This is a genomic window from Allobosea sp. NPDC055594 (genome assembly GCF_053618995.1).
Genome location: NZ_JBSHIO010000005.1, coordinates 181,725 through 196,977, shown reverse-complemented (window position 1 = coordinate 196,977; position 15,253 = coordinate 181,725). Strand labels below are relative to the sequence as shown.

The window sequence follows — 15,253 nt, the reverse complement described above, 5'->3', positions numbered from 1 at the left end:
GCCCCTTCATCGCGCTGGCCGATCTCACATCGCGTCCGGGCCGCGGCTCATCGCGGCGATGCCGGTGCGCGACACCTCGGTCAGGCCGACCACGGTCATCAGCTTGATGAAGCGCTCGATTTCCTCGGTGGTTCCGGTCAGCTCGAAGACGAAGGAGGTCAGCGAGGCATCGAGGGTGCGGGCGCCGAAGGCCGAGGCGAGACGCATCGCCTCGACGCGGTGATCGCCCTTGCCGACGACCTTGAGCAGGCAGAGCTCGCGCTCCAGCGCCTCGCCCTGCAGGGTCAGGTCGACGACGCGGTGCACCGGCACCAGCCGGTCGAGATGCGCCTTGATCTGGTCGATGACGCTCGCCGTGCCGGAGGTCACCACCGTGATACGCGAGATGTGCTTCTCATGCTCGGTCTCGGAGACGGTCAGGCTCTCGATATTGTAGCCACGGCCGGAGAACAGCCCGGCGATCCGGGCCAGGACGCCGGGTTCGTTGTCGACGATCACCGCCAGCGTGTGACGGGCGATCGGCTGGGCGGTCGGGGCGGTCGGATAATGCGTCGTGTTCATCATTGGGCCTTACTGCGGCTGAGATGGGGGCGAAAATCCTCGAGGACCGGCTCGTCGGCCTCGTCCTCCTCGATGATCCAGGGTTCGGCGAGCGCGGCCGTGCGCCAGGACTTGTAGCCGCGCGTCGCCTGTACCGCCTCGGCATAGGCGGCGCTGACGGGGTCGAGCCCGATGCCGTAGCCGGCGAAGCGCGCCACGACCGGCGCGAACATCGCATCCGCAGCGCCGAAGGCACCGAACAGGAAGGGTCCGCCTTCGCCGAACCGAGCCCTGGCGTCCCGCCAGATCACAGTGATGCGCGCCACATCGGCAGCGACCTTGGCGCCGCGATCGCGCGGATGGAACCGGCGGGCGAGGTTCATCGGGCAGGCACCGCGCAGGGCCGCGAAGCCGGCATGCATCTCGGCTGCGATCGAGCGCGCCATAGCGCGTGCCGCCCGCTCGCGCGGCCAGACCGGCTGCTCGGGCCTGAGCTCGGCTAGGTGGTCCATGATCGCCAGCGATTCCCAGACCTGGATCTCACCGTCGAGCAGCGCCGGCACCTTGCCGGCCGGGGTGAAGGCCGAGATCGCGCGCTTCCATTCGGGATCGTCGAAGGTCTGCCCGAACGGGATCAGGACCTCCTCGAAGGGGATGCCGAGTTCGGTCAGCAGCAGCCAGGGCCGCAGCGACCAGGACGAGTAGTTCTTGTTGGCGATGACCAGTTTCATGCCGCGACCTGCTCCGACAGGTCGGCAGCGAAATCGAGAGCGGCATCGACGTGCAGCGCCGTCGTGTCGAACACCGGTTGGGCGAAATCGGACTGTGAGAGCAGCAGCGTGATCTCGGTGCAGCCCAGGATCACGCCGTCGGCGCCCTCCTCCTGGACCACCCGATCGACGATCTCGCGATAACGCGCCTTCGATCCCGGCTCGATCCGGCCGCGACAGAGTTCCTCATAGATGATGCGATGGACCTCACCCCGCTCCGTCTCGTCCGGCACCAGTGCCTCGACGCCGAAGGCGGCGAGCCTATCGCGATAGAAGCGCTGCTCCATGGTGAAGCACGTCGCCAGCAGCAGCGGCCGGCGACTCTGCGTCTTGCGGATCGCCTTGGCGGTGACGTCGGCGAGATGCAGGAAAGGCAGGTTCGTCGCCTGGGTGATCTGGTCGGCGAGCTTGTGCATGGTGTTGGTCGCCAGCACGATGCAGGAGGCACCACCGCTTTCGAGGCGACGCGCGCTGTTGGCCATCGCCGCACCGGCAGACGCCCAATCCCCGGCCGCCTGCATTTCGGCGATCGGCGAGAAATCGACCGAATGCAGGAGGATATCGGCCGAGTGCAGCCCGCCTTGGCGCCGCCGCACCCCCTCGTTCAGCAGCCGGTAATAGACCGCCGTCGATTCCCAGCTCATCCCGCCGATCAGGCCGATGGTCGCCATGTGGTCCCCCCTATCGTGCCGACGCCGTCATTCTCGGGCGCGGCGAAGCGCATACCCGAGAATCTCCCGGCGAGAAGGCGCTGGTCGGCGCCTCTCCCTGCCTGAGATGCTCGGGCCAGGCCCGAGCATGACGATGCATCATCAAACCAGCTGCTTGCCCTTGGCGTCGATGATGTCGCCGGTGTCGCCCTCGAAATCGGGCAGGATCATCTCGTTATGCGCCTTGCCGGATGGGATCATCGGGAAGCAGTTCTCCTCCTTGGCAACGAGGCAGTCGAAGATCACCGGGCCGGGCGTCTCGATCATCTGCATGATCGCGGCGTCGAGCTCGGCCGGGTCGGAGCAGCGGATGCCCTTGCCACCATAGGCCTCCGCCAGCTTGACAAAGTCCGGCAGCGAAGCGGAGTAGCTCTCCGAATAGCGCCCGCCATGCAGCAGTTCCTGCCACTGGCGCACCATGCCCATGTACTCGTTGTTGAGGATGAAGATCTTGACCGGCAGCCGGTACTGAACCGCGGTCGACATCTCCTGCATGTTCATCAGGATCGAAGCCTCGCCGGCGATGTCGATGACGAGCGCGTCCGGGTTCTTCATCTGCGCGCCGATCGCCGCCGGCAGGCCATAGCCCATGGTGCCGAGCCCGCCCGAGGTCATCCAGCGGTTCGGCTCCTGGAAGCGGAAATACTGGGCCGCCCACATCTGATGCTGGCCGACTTCGGTGGTGATGTAGGTGTTGCGATCCTTGGTCAGTTCATAGAGGCGCTCGATCGCATATTGCGGCTTGATCACCGAGCCGGACTGCTTGTAGCCGAGGCTGTTACGCGCGCGCCAGCCATCGATCTGCGTCCACCAGGCGGTCAGCGCCGTCTTGTCGATCTGCGGCGAGGTCTCGCGCCAGATCCGGACCATGTCTTCGAGCACATGGGCGCAGTCGCCGACGATGCCGATATCGACCTTGACGTTCTTGTTGATCGAGGACGGGTCGATATCGATATGGATCTTCTTCGAGCGCGGCGAGAAGGCATCGAGCCGGCCGGTGATGCGGTCGTCGAAGCGCGCACCGATATTGATCATGACATCGCAGTCATGCATGGCGAGATTGGCTTCGTAGGTGCCGTGCATGCCGAGCATGCCGAGCCACTGCTTGTCGGCCGCCGGGAAGGCGCCGAGGCCCATCAGCGTCGAGGTCACCGGATAGCCGGTCAGCCGCGCCAGCTCGCGCAGCAGCGCCGAGGCGTGCGGGCCGGAATTGATGACGCCGCCGCCGGTATAGAACACCGGCTTCTTGGCCTTGGCGATCAGCTCGACCGCAGCCTTGATCTTGCCGAGGTCGCCCTTGACCGTCGGCCGATAGGTCTTGTGCTGGTTGTCGCGCGGCCGGCTATAAGCGCCCGTCGCGAACTGGATGTCCTTGGGGATGTCGATCACGACCGGGCCAGGCCGACCGTTTGCCGCGACATAGAAGGCCTCGTGCAGGATGCGCGGCAGGTCGGCGATGCTCTTCACCAGATAGTTGTGCTTGGTGCAGGAGCGGGTGATGCCGACCGTGTCGCATTCCTGGAAGGCGTCCGAGCCGATCAGATGGGTCGGGACCTGGCCGGTGATGACGACCAGCGGGATCGAGTCGAGCAGCGCATCGGTCAGGCCGGTGACCGCATTGGTCGCCCCAGGCCCCGAAGTGACGAGGACGCAGCCGACTTTGCCGGCGCCGGAGCGGGCATAGCCCTCGGCCGCATGGACCGCGCCCTGCTCGTGCCGGACGAGCACATGCTTGACCTTCTCCTGCTGGAAGAGCGCGTCATAAATCGGCAGCACCGCACCGCCGGGATAGCCGAAGAGATGCTCGACGCCCTGATCCTGAAGGGCGCGAACGACCATTTCGGCGCCAGTCATCATCTCGCTCATAACGGTCTCCTGCGCGATCTGTCTTTTCGAGTTCAGCTGGAAAAAAGGCAATAAAAAAGGCCCTCTGAGGGGCCTGGGCGTGCGCTGGCGTTGGGGACACCCGGTTTGTTAAACCGGCCCCTACCAGCGCACCTTTACGAGAATGAGCTTGCGCATGTCGCGCCCTTGCAGTGAAAGAATTTGGCGGACGCTAGACGAGCGCCGCCGGCCGGTCAAGCAGATTGCGCTACGGATTTTCGGGCCGCCGGGCAATTGCCAGCGGATTTGTTGCCCCAAGGGAACACTTTCTCAAGATCAGGCTGATAGCGATCCCGGAGACGGAAGCCGGGCCCGATGCATCAGGAAGTCCATACCCACAACATCGTCGAGCGAGCCTACGCGCCCGAAGTCGCCGACCTGCTGGGCCGGTTCGATCGCAGAGCGCTGCCCGACTTCGCCGGTGCCTCCTTCGAAGCGCTGAGCAGCGAGCTTCTCTCCTTCTGCGCCCGTGACCTGATGATCATGGCGCCGACCGGAACGGGCGACTACCGCTACGAGCATTTCGGCCAAGACATCATCCGCTTTGTCGGCTGCGACCGCACCGGCGGTCACGTCACCCAGATGCGCCCGGCGGTCGCTCGCTTCACCATCGCCTGCTATGACGAGGCTCTCTCCAGCGGCAAGCCGCTCTATTCCATCCATCGCGCCGTCAAGACCGTCCGCGTCAGCCTGTGGGAGCGGCTGGTGCTGCCGACCACCTGCGCCGATGGCCAGCGCCGGCTGATCGTCTTCAGCAAGCCCTTGCAATTTCACGAAGAACTTCTGACGACCGTGCTCGACACCTCGCCGGCGGGCATCGTCGCCCTGCGCGCCCTGCGCGACGAGGACGGCAATATCGACCGCACCGTCATCATCACCGCCAACCGGCGCGCCGCCGCCATGGCCGGCCTGGCCGGAGATGCGCTGGTCGACCGCGAGGGCCGCCAGGCGCTTCCCTTCCTGGCCGACGAGACGATCTGGCGCCGCTGCCTCTATGTCATGGAACTCCGCCGCAACGATATGTTCGAGGCGTCCTACACCGTCGACGGGCGCGATCTCTGGCTGCAGGTCGCGCTGGCTCCCCTCGGCGACGGACTCGTGATGACGCTGACCGACATCACCGAGCTCAAGCTTGCCAACCTCACCCTGCAGAGCCGGGCCGCGACGCTGGCCCTGGAGATAGGCAAGGAACGCGCGACCCGGCGGGCCCTCTCGCACGAGCTCGGCCAGCGCGAGGAGCGCGAGCAGGAGCTGCGTCGGCTCGCCGAGACCGATCCGCTGACCACCCTGCTCAACCGCCGCTCGATGATCGAGAAGGCCAACGCCGAAATCCGGGCCGCTGCCGCCTCAGGGCACGAGACCTCGCTCTTCATCATCGACATCGACCATTTCAAGCGGGTCAACGACACGCATGGCCATCCGGCCGGCGACGCCGTCATCCGCGCCTTCGCCGATCTGCTGCTCGGACAGATGCGCGCCGGGCACGATCTCGTCGGCCGGCTCGGCGGCGAGGAGTTCGCCGTGCTGCTGCCACGCACGGGCGCCAGAGAGGCGCGGCGCTTCGCCGAGCGCCTGCATAAATGTCTGCGCCGCAGCCATCTGCCGGTCTCCGAGACGCTCGATCTCCAGGTGACGGCCAGCATCGGCGTCGCCACGCGCCGCGCCGACGAGGATTTCGGCGCTCTGGTCGCTCGCGCCGACAAGCAGCTCTACCGGGCCAAGGACGAAGGCCGGGACTGCATTCGCTGCGCCGAGGACGAGATTGCGGCCGCCGCTTGAGCGCAACTCAGTCCCGAAGGGCCAGCTCGGCCAAAGCGAAGGCGAGGCCGGCCTCCGGCGCGACGGCGTGCCAGCCCGCCATTTGATGGCGGAACCAGGTCACCTGCCGCTTGGCATAGGCGCGCGTATCCGCCTTGCCGCGCACCACGGCCTCGGCGAGCGAAAGCTGGCCGTCGAGATAAGCGATCAGCCCGGGCACGCCATGGGCGCGCATCACCGGCAACAGCGGATCGAGCCGCCTTTCCCGCAACGCCGAGACCTCGTCCAGCGCGCCTGCCGCCATCATCGCGTCGAAGCGCCGGTCGATCCGCTCCCGCACCAGCTCACGTTCCGGAGCCAGGAATATCTGCAACAGGTTTTGACCTGCGAGCGGCCCCGGCTGGCGCTCGCCCTGAAAGCTTGAGAGCGAGCGGCCGGTCGCGGCCAGCACTTCCAGGGCCCGCATCACCCGCAGCCGGTCGCTGGGGCGCAGCCTTGCTGCCATCTCGGGGTCCCGCGCCGCGAGCTCGGCGTGCAATTCTCCGGTCGTACGCTCGGCGGCATGGGCCCGGAAATCGGCACGGACCGCCTCGGGAACCGGCGGAATTGCGGACAGGCCTTCGGTCAGTGCCTTGAAATAGAGGCCGGTGCCGCCGACCAACACGGGCAAGCGGCCCTGTGGCGCCAACTCCGCGAGCAGCGCCGCCGCCTCGGCGACATAGACCGCGACCGAATGGTTCCTGGCGCCGTCGACATGGCCGTAGAGATCGTGCGGGACGTATCCCATCTCCTCCCGGGTCGGCCGCGCCGTGATCACAGAGAGGTCGCGATAGACCTGCATCGAATCGGCATTGATCACGACACCGCCGAAGCGCTGCGCCAGCGCGACGGCCAGTGCCGACTTGCCGCTTGCCGTCGGACCTGCGATGAGCACCGCGCTGTACCTCACCTCCTGCCCGGCTCCCTCATGACGCTCGTTGCCACCTTCGTCTCCGCCCATGGTCAGGCCCTGCTCGGCGAGGCGCTGCTCGCCCGCCTGCGCGACGCCGCCCCCGCCCCGGCCCGGATCGAACGCCTGGATGGCGAGATCGCGGCCGATCTCTTCGCGGAAGCGGACGATGCGCGCAAGCTCGAAGCCGCGCTGCGCCCCGCGCTCGACGGCGCCCCGGTCGACATTATCGTCCAGCCGGCGGCGACGCGCCGCAAGCGCCTGTTCCTCGCCGACATGGATTCGACGATGATCGGCCAGGAATGCATCGACGAGCTCGCCGCCTATGTCGGGCTGAAGGAGAAGGTCTCGGCCATCACCGAGCGGGCCATGCGCGGCGAGCTCGAATTCGAGCCGGCGCTGCGCGAGCGTGTCGCGCTGCTCAAGGGGATTCCGCTCGCCGTCGTCGACGAGATCATCCGCGAACGCATCACGCTGACCCCGGGCGGCAGCGCCCTGGTGCGGACGATGCGAGCCCAGGGCCATTACACGGCACTGGTCTCCGGTGGCTTCACCGTCTTCACCGGCCCGATCGGCCGCATGATCGGCTTCAACGAGGACCGGTCCAACACCTTGCTCAGCAGCGGCGCGGCGCTGAGCGGAGCGGTCGCCGAGCCGATCCTCGGCAAGCAGGCCAAGCTCGACACGCTGGTCGAGCTGCGCAGCCGCTTCGGCCTGCCCGATGAGGCGACGCTCGCCGTCGGCGACGGTGCCAACGACCTCGCCATGCTCGGCGAGGCCGGGCTCGGTGCCGCCTATCGCGCCAAGCCGGCCGTCGCCGCCGCGGCCGATGCCCGGCTCGACCATGCCGACCTCTCCGCCCTGCTCTACGCCCAGGGCTATCGCGGCGATGAGATCGTCAGGGACTGAAGGCGGCTGAACACGCCGTCTTTCCGGGGCTTCGCGATGCGAAGAGCCCGGAACCCATAAACACTGAACAAGCCGGTCAGAGTGCCGCAGATGCAGCGCTCCGCTGGACGCGCGTGATGTTCATGGGTTCCGGGCTCGGCCCTGCCGGCCGCCCCGGAATGACGCGGAACTGCCGCGCGAAATCGATCAGCGCTAATCGACGATGAAGAGCCGCGCGCCCTTCGGCGCCCGCGAGCGATGCGGCTCGGCATTGTCCGCGACCTGATAGCTCATGCCGGCGCGCAGCAGCATGACGCGCCCGTCCGCCAACGTGGTCTCGAGCTCACCCTCGAGGCAGAGCAGGATATGCCCCTTCTCGCACCAATGGTCGGAGACATAGCCCGGCGAATACTCGACCATCCGCACCCGGATCGCATTGTCCTGCGGCCCGAAGCGGCGGGTTCGCCAGCTCGCCTGGCCCTGCTCCCCGGCATGGTATTCCGGTTCGATGTCCGACCAGTCGGTCGTCCCGAAGGGGATTTCGCTCATCCGCATGCCATGTTCCTCCCGCCGCGGCCGGAATCTCCGCCTCTGCCCGCGCCCGGCACCATTGCAATAGGGCGATCGCACCGGCCGGCCAAGCAAAAGGGGCGGACTTCCGCCCGCCCCTTTGCGACTTTCCGGCGATGGCCGTGATCAGTTCATCGAGACCGCGACGAAGCGGACTTCGCCCTGGGCGTTCGAGACCAGCAGCAGAGCCGACTTCTTGCCCTCTTTCTTGAGGGCGTCGAGGCGCTTGGTCACGTCCTCGGGCGAGTTCACCGCCTCCTGGCCGACCTCGACCACGAGCTCGCCGACCAGGATGCGCTTGTCGGCGGCGTTCGAGTTGCTGTCGACCTTGGTGATCACCACGCCCTTGAGCCCGTCCTTGATCGAGTAGCGCTTGCGCAGCTCCTCGCTCTGGGCCGAAAGCTCGAGGCCGAGCGCCGAGGTCACGGCGGGCTTGGCGGCTTCGGCCGGCTTGTTGTTGGCCGAGGCCTGCTGGACCTTCTCGCCATCCTCGAGCCGGCCGAGCTTGACCGTCTTGGTGACTTCCTTGCCCTTGCGCATCACCTGCATCGGCACGTCCTTGCCGACCGGCGTCGCCGCGACGATGCGCGGCAGGTCGCGCGAATCCTTGACGTCCTTGCCGTCGAACTTGACGATCACGTCGCCGATCTCGAGGCCCGCCGGCTTGGCCGGGCCCTTGTCGTCGACGCCGGCGACGAGCGCGCCGCGCGCCGTGCCGAGGCCGAGCGCCTCGGCGGTCGCCTCGTCGACATTCTGGATGCGGACGCCGAGCCAGCCGCGGCGGGTCTCGCCGAACTCCTTGAGCTGGTCGACGACGTTCATCGCCAGCGAGGACGGCACGGCGAAGCCGATGCCGACCGAGCCGCCGGTCGGCGACAGGATCGCGGTGTTGATGCCGATAACTTCACCGGCCATGTTGAACAGCGGACCGCCCGAATTGCCCTTGTTGATGGCTGCGTCGGTCTGGATATAGGTGTCGTAGGGGCCCTGGTTGATGTCGCGGTTGCGAGCCGAGACGATGCCCGACGAGACCGAGCCGCCGAGGCCGAACGGGTTGCCGATCGCCATCACCGGGTCGCCGATCCGCATCTTGTCGGAATCGCCGAACTTGACGAAGGGCAACGGCTTGTCGTGCTTCACACGCAGCACGGCGAGGTCGACCTTGGTGTCCTTGCCGACCACTTCGGCCTTGAGGCGCAGCCCGTCGCCGAACACCACCGTGATCTCGTTGGCGTCGCCGATCACGTGATTATTGGTGACGACGATGCCCGACGGATCGATCACGAAGCCCGAGCCAGCCGATTGCGAGCGGCGCTGCTGCGGCGCCTGACGCTCGCCCTGCTGCCCGCCCTGGCCGCGGCGGTTGAAAAATTCCTCGAACAGATCGCCGAACGGGGTGTCGGGACCGAGCTGCGGCAATTGCGGCAGCGTGCGCCCGCGGGTCTCGCTCGTCGTCACCGCCGCGATGTTGACCACGGCCGGCATCACCCGCTCGGCGAGATCGGCCAGCGAGATCTGCCCCTGGACCTGCGGCGAGGCCGCCTGGCCGAGAGCCGGCGCCGCAAGCGGAACGCCGAGCGCAACGCCGGCGACGAGCGCGATACGCGTCAGGCGGGAGGCATGGGAGAATTTGCTTGCCATCGATGTCCTCGTGAGAAGGTCGCGCCTTGCCGGCATTGCAGCGCAGCCGAAATCCGAACGCAACTCAGAACGCCAAAATACGGCGGAAGGGCGACGCAAGATCACGCGATCGCGTGATCGGCGAGGCCGGCGCCGCTTCTCGTCGCTGCGGAAAGCTGCGGGCGCAGGGCAGCCCCGGAAAAAACGATCGGGCCGAGCCGGCCCGATCGGTAAGACGGCCTTGCCGGCGCTAACCGCGCACCAGCCAGACCAGCAGCACGCCGATGATCGCCGAGACGATGCCGATCAGGCGCATCCGATCCGGCGGCGTCTCGGCGGCACTGCGCAGCGCGTCCTTGGCGAGATGCGGGATCGCGGCGAACAATATCCCCTCGATGGCGAAGACCAGGCCCAATGCCGCGAGGAAATCCGTCATGCCGCCCCGACGCCCGCTTGAGATCAGGGCCGGGCCGCGCCGGCCGCCGGAGCAGCGCCCGAAGCGGCAGGCGCCGCTCCCTGCTTGCCGCCGGCCGGATCGTTGAAGAAGCGGAAGAACGGCGAATCCGGCGAGAGCAGCATGCGCGTATCGCCCGCCTTCAGGCTTGCTTCATAGGCCTGCATCGAGCGGTAGAAGGCGAAGAACTCCGGATCCTTGCCGAAGCCTTCGGCGAAGATGCGGTTGCGTTCGCCTTCGCCCTGGCCGCGGATCTCGTCCGACTTGCGCTGCGCCTCGGCGACGATGATCGTCGCCTCGCGCTCGGCCCGGGCCCGGATCTCCTGCGCCTGCTGGGCACCGAGCGCGCGGGCTTCGGCAGCCTCGCGCTGACGCTCGGTCTGCATGCGCTGGAACACCGCCTGCGAGTTGGCCTGCGGCAGGTCGACCCGGCGCAAGCGGACATCGACCACGGTCATGCCGAAGCGCGCCGCCTCGCGGTTCACGTCGTCACGGATGCGGTTCATCAGCCGCGAGCGGTCATTGCGGACCATCGAGGTGAAGGTCGCTTCGGCCAGCACCGAACGGACGTTACCGTTGACGATCGAGGCCAGCTGCGAATTGGCGCGCGGGATGTTGTTGACCGCCTGGTAGAAGCGCAGCGGGTCGGAGATCCGGTAGCGCGTGAAGGCATCGACCACGAGACGCTTCTGGTCGGCGGCGATGATTTCCTGCGCCGGCAGGTCGAGGTCGAGGATGCGGTTGTCGAGATAGACCACCTGCTCGAACGGCGCCGGCAGCTTGAAATAGAGGCCGGGCGCGGTGACGACGCTGCGCACCGCGCCGAAGCGCAGCACGATGGCCGACTGGGTCTGCTGCACCACGAAGGTCGCGACATAGAACACGACCGCCGCGATGCCGATCAGCGCGAGCGCGCCGACGCGAAGGAAGCCGTTCATCGCGACGCTCCCTGCTGCTGGGCCTGGCCGGCCGGACGGCGCACCTGACCGAGTTCGGAGAGAGGCAGATAGGGCACGACGCCGCTGCCGGACTTGTTCTGATCGAGGATGATCTTGTCCATGCCCCCGAGGACACGCTCCATGGTTTCGATGAAGAGACGCTCGCGGGTCACGTCCGGTGCGTTCTTGTACTGCTCGTAGACAGCGGTGAAGCGGCTGATCTGGCCGAGCGCCTCATTGACCGTCTGGTCCTTGAAGGCTTCGGCGGACTGGATCAGCTGCGCCGAGCGACCGCGCGATTCCGGCACGACCCGATTGGCATAGGTCTCGGCCTCGTTGCGCAGACGCTCCTGGTCGGCGCGCGCCGCCTGGACGTCGCGGAAAGCGTCGATGACCTGCTGCGGCGGGTCGACCTTCTGTAGCTGAACCAGCCTGATCTGCACGCCCGCCCGATAGGAGTTGAGCGTGTCCTGCATCAGCTGGCGCACCTCGGTCTCGATCTGGGCGCGGTCGGTGGTCAGCACCGGCTGGATGTTGCGCCGGCCGATGACCTCGCGCATCGCGCTCTCGGCCACCGCCTTAACGGTTCCCGGCGGATCCTGGATGTTGAAGACGAAGGCCTCCGGCGCGCCGGGGTCGATCTGCCACTGCACGATCACGTCGATGTCGACGATGTTCTCGTCGCCGGTCAGCATCAGGCTTTCCTCGGGCACGTCGCTCTGGCGCGAGGCGCGCACGGATTCGACGGTCCGGAAGCCGACCTCGGTGGTGATGACGTTGGTGACCTGCGGCTTGATCACGCTGCCGATCGGATAAGGCAGGTTGTAGTTCAGGCCCTGGCCCGTCTTGCCGACATATTTGCCGAAGATCAGGTTGAGGCCGACCTCGTTGGGGCGCACCGTATAGACGCCGGTGGCGAGCCAGACCAGAACCAGCCCGAGGCCGATCAGGAGCGCGCCACGGCCGCCGAGATTGCCGCCGGGCATGAAATTCTTCAGCCGGTCCTGGCCGCGCCGGATGATCTCCTCGAGATCGGGGGGCGTATTGCCGCCCGATGGACCGCCGCCCCAGGGACCGCCGCCATTGCCGCCGCCGCGCTGGCCCCAGGGACCACCTCCGCCGCCGCTTCCCCCGCTACCGCCGCTCTGGTTGCTCCAAGGCATTCTTCAGCCGTTCCTCACTTTAAATACCGACCGTGCAATAACCGAACGGCAGTTCATTGTCAGCGCCGGGCGGCGCGATGGGCTGTGACTTGGGCATCGGCCACGGATTCGTCAACGACGCAAGCCCCTTTCGACGTAAGTCATTTGTCGCGTGGGCACTCGAATGGACTCAAATGCGCCGCTCGAAGCTGGCAAAGCTGAAGGCATGCTCGTCATCGGCCGAGGCGGGATGCTCGCTGCGCGCAGTCTCGCTGAAGGCGGCACGGTCCCAGGGCGGAAACACCGCGTCGCCTGCCGGGTCAGCATGGACGAAGGTGAGTTCCATCCGGTCGACCAGCGGCAGGGCGAGAGCGTAGATCTCGCTGCCACCGCCGATGATCACGGCACCGGCGCCCTTCTGCGCCCCGAGCCGCTGCGCGATCGCGAGCGCCTCCTCCAGCGAGGTCGCGACCGCGACGCCTTCGGCCCGGAAGTCCGGATCCCGCGTCAGCACCACCGTCTCGCGGCCCGGCAGCGGCTTGCCGATCGAAAGGAAGGTCTTGCGGCCCATGATGATCGGGCAGCCCATGGTCAGCGCGCGGAAACGTCGCAGATCGGTCTTCAGCCGCCAGATCAGGCTGTTCTCGCGGCCGATCACGCCATTATCGGCGATCGCCGCGACCAGGACGACGGGCAGCTGCGCTGCGTCTGCGGACATCGGCTCAGCCACCTTGCGCCAGCCTCGCCAGCGCCTCGCCGTCGAGCCGCTTCACCGTCCACTCATCCTGCGCGACGGCGCCGATCGAGCGATAGAACACCCGCGAAGGCTCGTTCCAGTTCAGCACCCACCAGGCGAAGCGCGACAGCCCCTCGTCGACGCAGCGCCGGGCGAGGCGGACCATCAGCGCCTTGCCGATGCCCCGGCCGCGATGCTCGGGCTGCACATAGAGGTCCTCGAGCCAGATGCCGTGCCGGCCAGTGAAGGTCGAATAAGTGTAGAACCAGATCGCGAAGCCGGCGGGCTTCCCGTCCCATTCGGCGATGTCGCAGAAGACCTTGGGTTCGGGCTCGAACAGCGCCCTGGCGATGTCGGCCTCGCTCGCCACCACCTCGTGCAGCAGCTTCTCGTATTCGGCGAGCTCGCGGATGAAGCCGAGCACGAGACCGGCCTCGCCGGGCCGGGCCGGGCGAATGGAGAGCGTCATACCGCGATCGGCGCCTTGATGCCGGGATGCGGATCGTAGCCTTCGATCACGATGTCCTCGAAACGGAACTCCTCGAGCTTGGTCACCGCGGGATTGAGCTTCAGCGTCGGCAGCGCCCGCGGCTCGCGCGAGAGCTGCAGCTTCGCCTGGTCGAGATGGTTCACATAGAGATGGGTGTCGCCGAAGGAGTGGACGAACTCGCCGACGCCGAGCCCCGTGACCTGCGCCACCATATGGGTCAAAAGCGCATAGCTCGCGACATTGAACGGCACGCCGAGGAAGACGTCCGCCGAGCGCTGGTAAAGCTGGCAGGAGAGCTTCCCGTTTGCGACGAAGAACTGGAACAGGCAATGGCAGGGCGCCAGCGCCATCTTCGGGATGTCCGCCGGGTTCCAGGCCGAGACGATCAGGCGGCGTGAATCCGGGTTGCGGCGGATCTCGTTCACCAGCCAGGCGATCTGGTCGATGGTCTGCCCGTCGGGCGCCGGCCAGGAGCGCCACTGCCGGCCATAGACCGGGCCAAGATCGCCGTTCGCATCGGCCCACTCGTCCCAGATCGTGACGCCGTTCTCCTGGAGATAGCGGACATTGGTGTCGCCACGCAGGAACCAGATCAGCTCATGGATGATCGACTTCAGGTGCAGCTTCTTGGTCGTCACCAGCGGGAAGCCAGCGGAGAGGTCGAAGCGCATCTGATGGCCGAACACGGCGAGCGTGCCGGTACCGGTGCGGTCGTCCTTGCGGACACCCTCGTCGAGAACGCGTTTCAGGAGATCGTGATACTGGCGCATGCCGGCATCTAGCCGGATTCGAGCCCGCTCCAAAAGAGCCGTGGCGGCGCCGTCCAGAGACGTTTGCGCATGCCGCCCCGCAGCCCCGCGCAGGCGCTCACGAAAACGGCATCGTCTGTGACGCCCTGCCCCGCTGCATTGCCGGACCCGCGCCCCAATCTGAGAGCCCGATGAAGGACAAGGGGCGCTTCGGGCCTGCGCAAAATCGGCCCGTGCTGATGAGGATTGAATCATGAGCAGAACGAAGTTGCTGGCTGCCGCGGCCGTCGCGGCCTTCATGGCCAGCGGGGCGCTTGGCGCCGCCGCCGAACCACGGGAAACCAGGATCATCACCATGGAGGGGATCAGCGAGGCGCAGGCCCGCGCCATCGCCTTCGATACCGGCCTCGTCCATGTCGAGGAAATCGCGCTGCTCGAAGGCCGATGGGAGCTCGCCGGACGCGACCGCTCGGGCGACGAGCGCGTCATCGACATCAATGCGCATGACGGAACGCTGCTGCGCTGAGCCCATTTCCGCCGATTTTCCGGCAGGTTGCGCTTCATTTGGCCATGTTTGTGCCGCCGGGCGATTATTGAGCCGGAAAACCCTCCTGCTCTCTTTCCCCCCGCGATCACAGTGCCTATATTCGCCATGCCGCTCGCAAGAACGGCTATGGCGATAAACGGACGTCGGAATAAGCCTTTCGGACCCGGGGGCGGTACCCGGCGCCTCCACCCCAGCCCTGCGGCGCGAGCAGCAGGAAACTTGCAGCCTCGAAGCTGCAGGGCTGCGGCGGGGGCGAAATAGGATCGACGAGGGTGTAAAGGTCGTTCTTTTGCTCGGCATGGTTCCGCCGTTATCGGGCCAAAGCATAGTTGCCAACGACAACAATGCTCGGGTTGCTGTCGCCGCGTAAGCGGTGCTGGTTCCCAAACCAAAGCCCTTGCGCTTAGCCGCGTAAGGCGGGGCTCGGAGGCGCCTGGCAACAGAAGCCTCCACTTTTTTTGATGAAGGGCGGCATGCCCTCTTATGCATGTGCCGGATGCCCGGCGTC

Annotated in this window: 16 protein-coding genes and 1 other RNA gene; 4 read left to right on the top strand and 13 right to left on the bottom strand. The window is 66.8% G+C overall.

The window, feature by feature from the left end; all coding sequences use genetic code 11:
* Positions 1 to 24 precede the first annotated feature (24 nt).
* From ilvN to ACWGRX_RS12510, 4 genes are all read right to left on the bottom strand, one after another.
* Positions 25 to 561, bottom strand: coding sequence for an acetolactate synthase small subunit (gene ilvN, locus ACWGRX_RS12525; protein ID WP_291635884.1), 537 nt, complete (start codon positions 559 to 561; stop codon positions 25 to 27).
* Complete coding sequence (locus tag ACWGRX_RS12520) at positions 561 to 1,271, bottom strand: glutathione S-transferase family protein (RefSeq protein WP_452117793.1); 711 nt, start codon at positions 1,269 to 1,271, stop codon at positions 561 to 563. Before ACWGRX_RS12520 ends, ilvN begins: the two co-directional genes overlap by 1 nt.
* Positions 1,268 to 1,981 (bottom strand): aspartate/glutamate racemase family protein, encoded by a 714-nt coding sequence (locus tag ACWGRX_RS12515; RefSeq protein WP_452117792.1) that lies wholly within the window; start codon positions 1,979 to 1,981, stop codon positions 1,268 to 1,270. Before ACWGRX_RS12515 ends, ACWGRX_RS12520 begins: the two co-directional genes overlap by 4 nt.
* 141 nt (positions 1,982 to 2,122) lie before the next feature.
* A complete protein-coding gene (locus tag ACWGRX_RS12510) occupies positions 2,123 to 3,886 on the bottom strand; it encodes an acetolactate synthase 3 large subunit (protein ID WP_291635878.1) in 1,764 nt (587 codons plus the stop codon).
* A gap of 333 nt (positions 3,887 to 4,219) precedes the next feature.
* On the opposite strand from ACWGRX_RS12510, the gene ACWGRX_RS12505 reads away from it, so the two are divergent.
* Entirely contained in the window at positions 4,220 to 5,683 is a 1,464-nt protein-coding gene (locus ACWGRX_RS12505) for a GGDEF domain-containing protein (protein ID WP_452117791.1), read from the top strand.
* A 7-nt stretch (positions 5,684 to 5,690) separates the two neighbouring features.
* On the opposite strand, the gene miaA is transcribed toward ACWGRX_RS12505, so the two are convergent.
* A complete protein-coding gene (gene miaA, locus ACWGRX_RS12500; protein WP_452117790.1) occupies positions 5,691 to 6,662 on the bottom strand; it encodes a tRNA (adenosine(37)-N6)-dimethylallyltransferase MiaA in 972 nt (323 codons plus the stop codon).
* Here miaA and serB point away from each other — a divergent pair.
* The gene (gene serB, locus ACWGRX_RS12495) at positions 6,630 to 7,520 is read left to right on the top strand and encodes a phosphoserine phosphatase SerB (RefSeq protein WP_452117789.1); all 891 of its coding nucleotides are present in this window, start codon (positions 6,630 to 6,632) and stop codon (positions 7,518 to 7,520) included. The genes miaA and serB overlap by 33 nt on opposite strands.
* Positions 7,521 to 7,712: 192 nt before the next feature.
* Here the strand turns inward: serB and ACWGRX_RS12490 are convergent, their stop codons facing one another.
* The 8 genes from ACWGRX_RS12490 to ACWGRX_RS12455 form a co-directional block, all read right to left on the bottom strand.
* Positions 7,713 to 8,054, bottom strand: coding sequence for a DHCW motif cupin fold protein (locus ACWGRX_RS12490; protein ID WP_291635870.1), 342 nt, complete (start codon positions 8,052 to 8,054; stop codon positions 7,713 to 7,715).
* A 141-nt stretch (positions 8,055 to 8,195) separates the two neighbouring features.
* A complete protein-coding gene (locus ACWGRX_RS12485) occupies positions 8,196 to 9,710 on the bottom strand; it encodes a DegQ family serine endoprotease (protein ID WP_291635869.1) in 1,515 nt (504 codons plus the stop codon).
* 229 nt (positions 9,711 to 9,939) lie between these two features.
* On the bottom strand, positions 9,940 to 10,125 hold the full coding sequence (locus tag ACWGRX_RS12480) for a DUF2065 domain-containing protein (protein WP_291635867.1): 186 nt from the start codon (positions 10,123 to 10,125) through the stop codon (positions 9,940 to 9,942).
* A 23-nt stretch (positions 10,126 to 10,148) separates the two neighbouring features.
* On the bottom strand, positions 10,149 to 11,081 hold the full coding sequence (hflC, locus tag ACWGRX_RS12475; RefSeq protein WP_291646916.1) for a protease modulator HflC: 933 nt from the start codon (positions 11,079 to 11,081) through the stop codon (positions 10,149 to 10,151).
* Positions 11,078 to 12,244 (bottom strand): FtsH protease activity modulator HflK, encoded by a 1,167-nt coding sequence (gene hflK / locus ACWGRX_RS12470; protein WP_452117788.1) that lies wholly within the window; start codon positions 12,242 to 12,244, stop codon positions 11,078 to 11,080. The genes hflC and hflK overlap by 4 nt, the downstream gene beginning before the upstream one ends.
* 169 nt (positions 12,245 to 12,413) lie before the next feature.
* On the bottom strand, positions 12,414 to 12,941 hold the full coding sequence (locus ACWGRX_RS12465; protein WP_452117787.1) for a dihydrofolate reductase: 528 nt from the start codon (positions 12,939 to 12,941) through the stop codon (positions 12,414 to 12,416).
* Between the two features lie 4 nt (positions 12,942 to 12,945).
* Positions 12,946 to 13,428 carry a GNAT family N-acetyltransferase gene (locus tag ACWGRX_RS12460; RefSeq protein WP_452117786.1) on the bottom strand — a complete coding sequence of 161 codons (483 nt, stop codon included), beginning with the start codon at positions 13,426 to 13,428 and terminating at the stop codon, positions 12,946 to 12,948.
* Positions 13,425 to 14,219, bottom strand: a complete 795-nt coding sequence (locus ACWGRX_RS12455; protein ID WP_452117785.1) for a thymidylate synthase — start codon at positions 14,217 to 14,219, stop codon at positions 13,425 to 13,427. The genes ACWGRX_RS12460 and ACWGRX_RS12455 overlap by 4 nt, the downstream gene beginning before the upstream one ends.
* A gap of 232 nt (positions 14,220 to 14,451) precedes the next feature.
* Between ACWGRX_RS12455 and ACWGRX_RS12450 the strand changes: the two genes are divergently transcribed.
* Both ACWGRX_RS12450 and ssrA read left to right on the top strand, forming a co-directional pair.
* On the top strand, positions 14,452 to 14,724 hold the full coding sequence (locus ACWGRX_RS12450; protein WP_291641176.1) for a hypothetical protein: 273 nt from the start codon (positions 14,452 to 14,454) through the stop codon (positions 14,722 to 14,724).
* Positions 14,725 to 14,813: 89 nt separating this feature from the next.
* Positions 14,814 to 15,199: a transfer-messenger RNA gene (gene ssrA / locus ACWGRX_RS12445) on the top strand.
* Positions 15,200 to 15,253 lie beyond the last annotated feature (54 nt).

Coding starts and splice junctions, on each gene's coding strand:
- ACWGRX_RS12460 (WP_452117786.1), bottom strand. CDS start 13,428: ATGACGCTCTCCATTCGCCCGGCCCGGCCCGGCGAGGCCGGTCTCGTG.
- miaA (WP_452117790.1), bottom strand. CDS start 6,662: ATGGGCGGAGACGAAGGTGGCAACGAGCGTCATGAGGGAGCCGGGCAG.
- ACWGRX_RS12520 (WP_452117793.1), bottom strand. CDS start 1,271: ATGAAACTGGTCATCGCCAACAAGAACTACTCGTCCTGGTCGCTGCGG.
- ACWGRX_RS12505 (WP_452117791.1), top strand. CDS start 4,220: ATGCATCAGGAAGTCCATACCCACAACATCGTCGAGCGAGCCTACGCG.
- ACWGRX_RS12455 (WP_452117785.1), bottom strand. CDS start 14,219: ATGCGCCAGTATCACGATCTCCTGAAACGCGTTCTCGACGAGGGTGTC.
- ACWGRX_RS12450 (WP_291641176.1), top strand. CDS start 14,452: ATGAGCAGAACGAAGTTGCTGGCTGCCGCGGCCGTCGCGGCCTTCATG.
- ACWGRX_RS12510 (WP_291635878.1), bottom strand. CDS start 3,886: ATGAGCGAGATGATGACTGGCGCCGAAATGGTCGTTCGCGCCCTTCAG.
- hflK (WP_452117788.1), bottom strand. CDS start 12,244: ATGCCTTGGAGCAACCAGAGCGGCGGTAGCGGGGGAAGCGGCGGCGGA.
- ACWGRX_RS12490 (WP_291635870.1), bottom strand. CDS start 8,054: ATGCGGATGAGCGAAATCCCCTTCGGGACGACCGACTGGTCGGACATC.
- ACWGRX_RS12485 (WP_291635869.1), bottom strand. CDS start 9,710: ATGGCAAGCAAATTCTCCCATGCCTCCCGCCTGACGCGTATCGCGCTC.
- serB (WP_452117789.1), top strand. CDS start 6,630: ATGACGCTCGTTGCCACCTTCGTCTCCGCCCATGGTCAGGCCCTGCTC.
- ACWGRX_RS12515 (WP_452117792.1), bottom strand. CDS start 1,981: ATGGCGACCATCGGCCTGATCGGCGGGATGAGCTGGGAATCGACGGCG.
- hflC (WP_291646916.1), bottom strand. CDS start 11,081: ATGAACGGCTTCCTTCGCGTCGGCGCGCTCGCGCTGATCGGCATCGCG.
- ACWGRX_RS12480 (WP_291635867.1), bottom strand. CDS start 10,125: ATGACGGATTTCCTCGCGGCATTGGGCCTGGTCTTCGCCATCGAGGGG.
- ACWGRX_RS12465 (WP_452117787.1), bottom strand. CDS start 12,941: ATGTCCGCAGACGCAGCGCAGCTGCCCGTCGTCCTGGTCGCGGCGATC.
- ilvN (WP_291635884.1), bottom strand. CDS start 561: ATGAACACGACGCATTATCCGACCGCCCCGACCGCCCAGCCGATCGCC.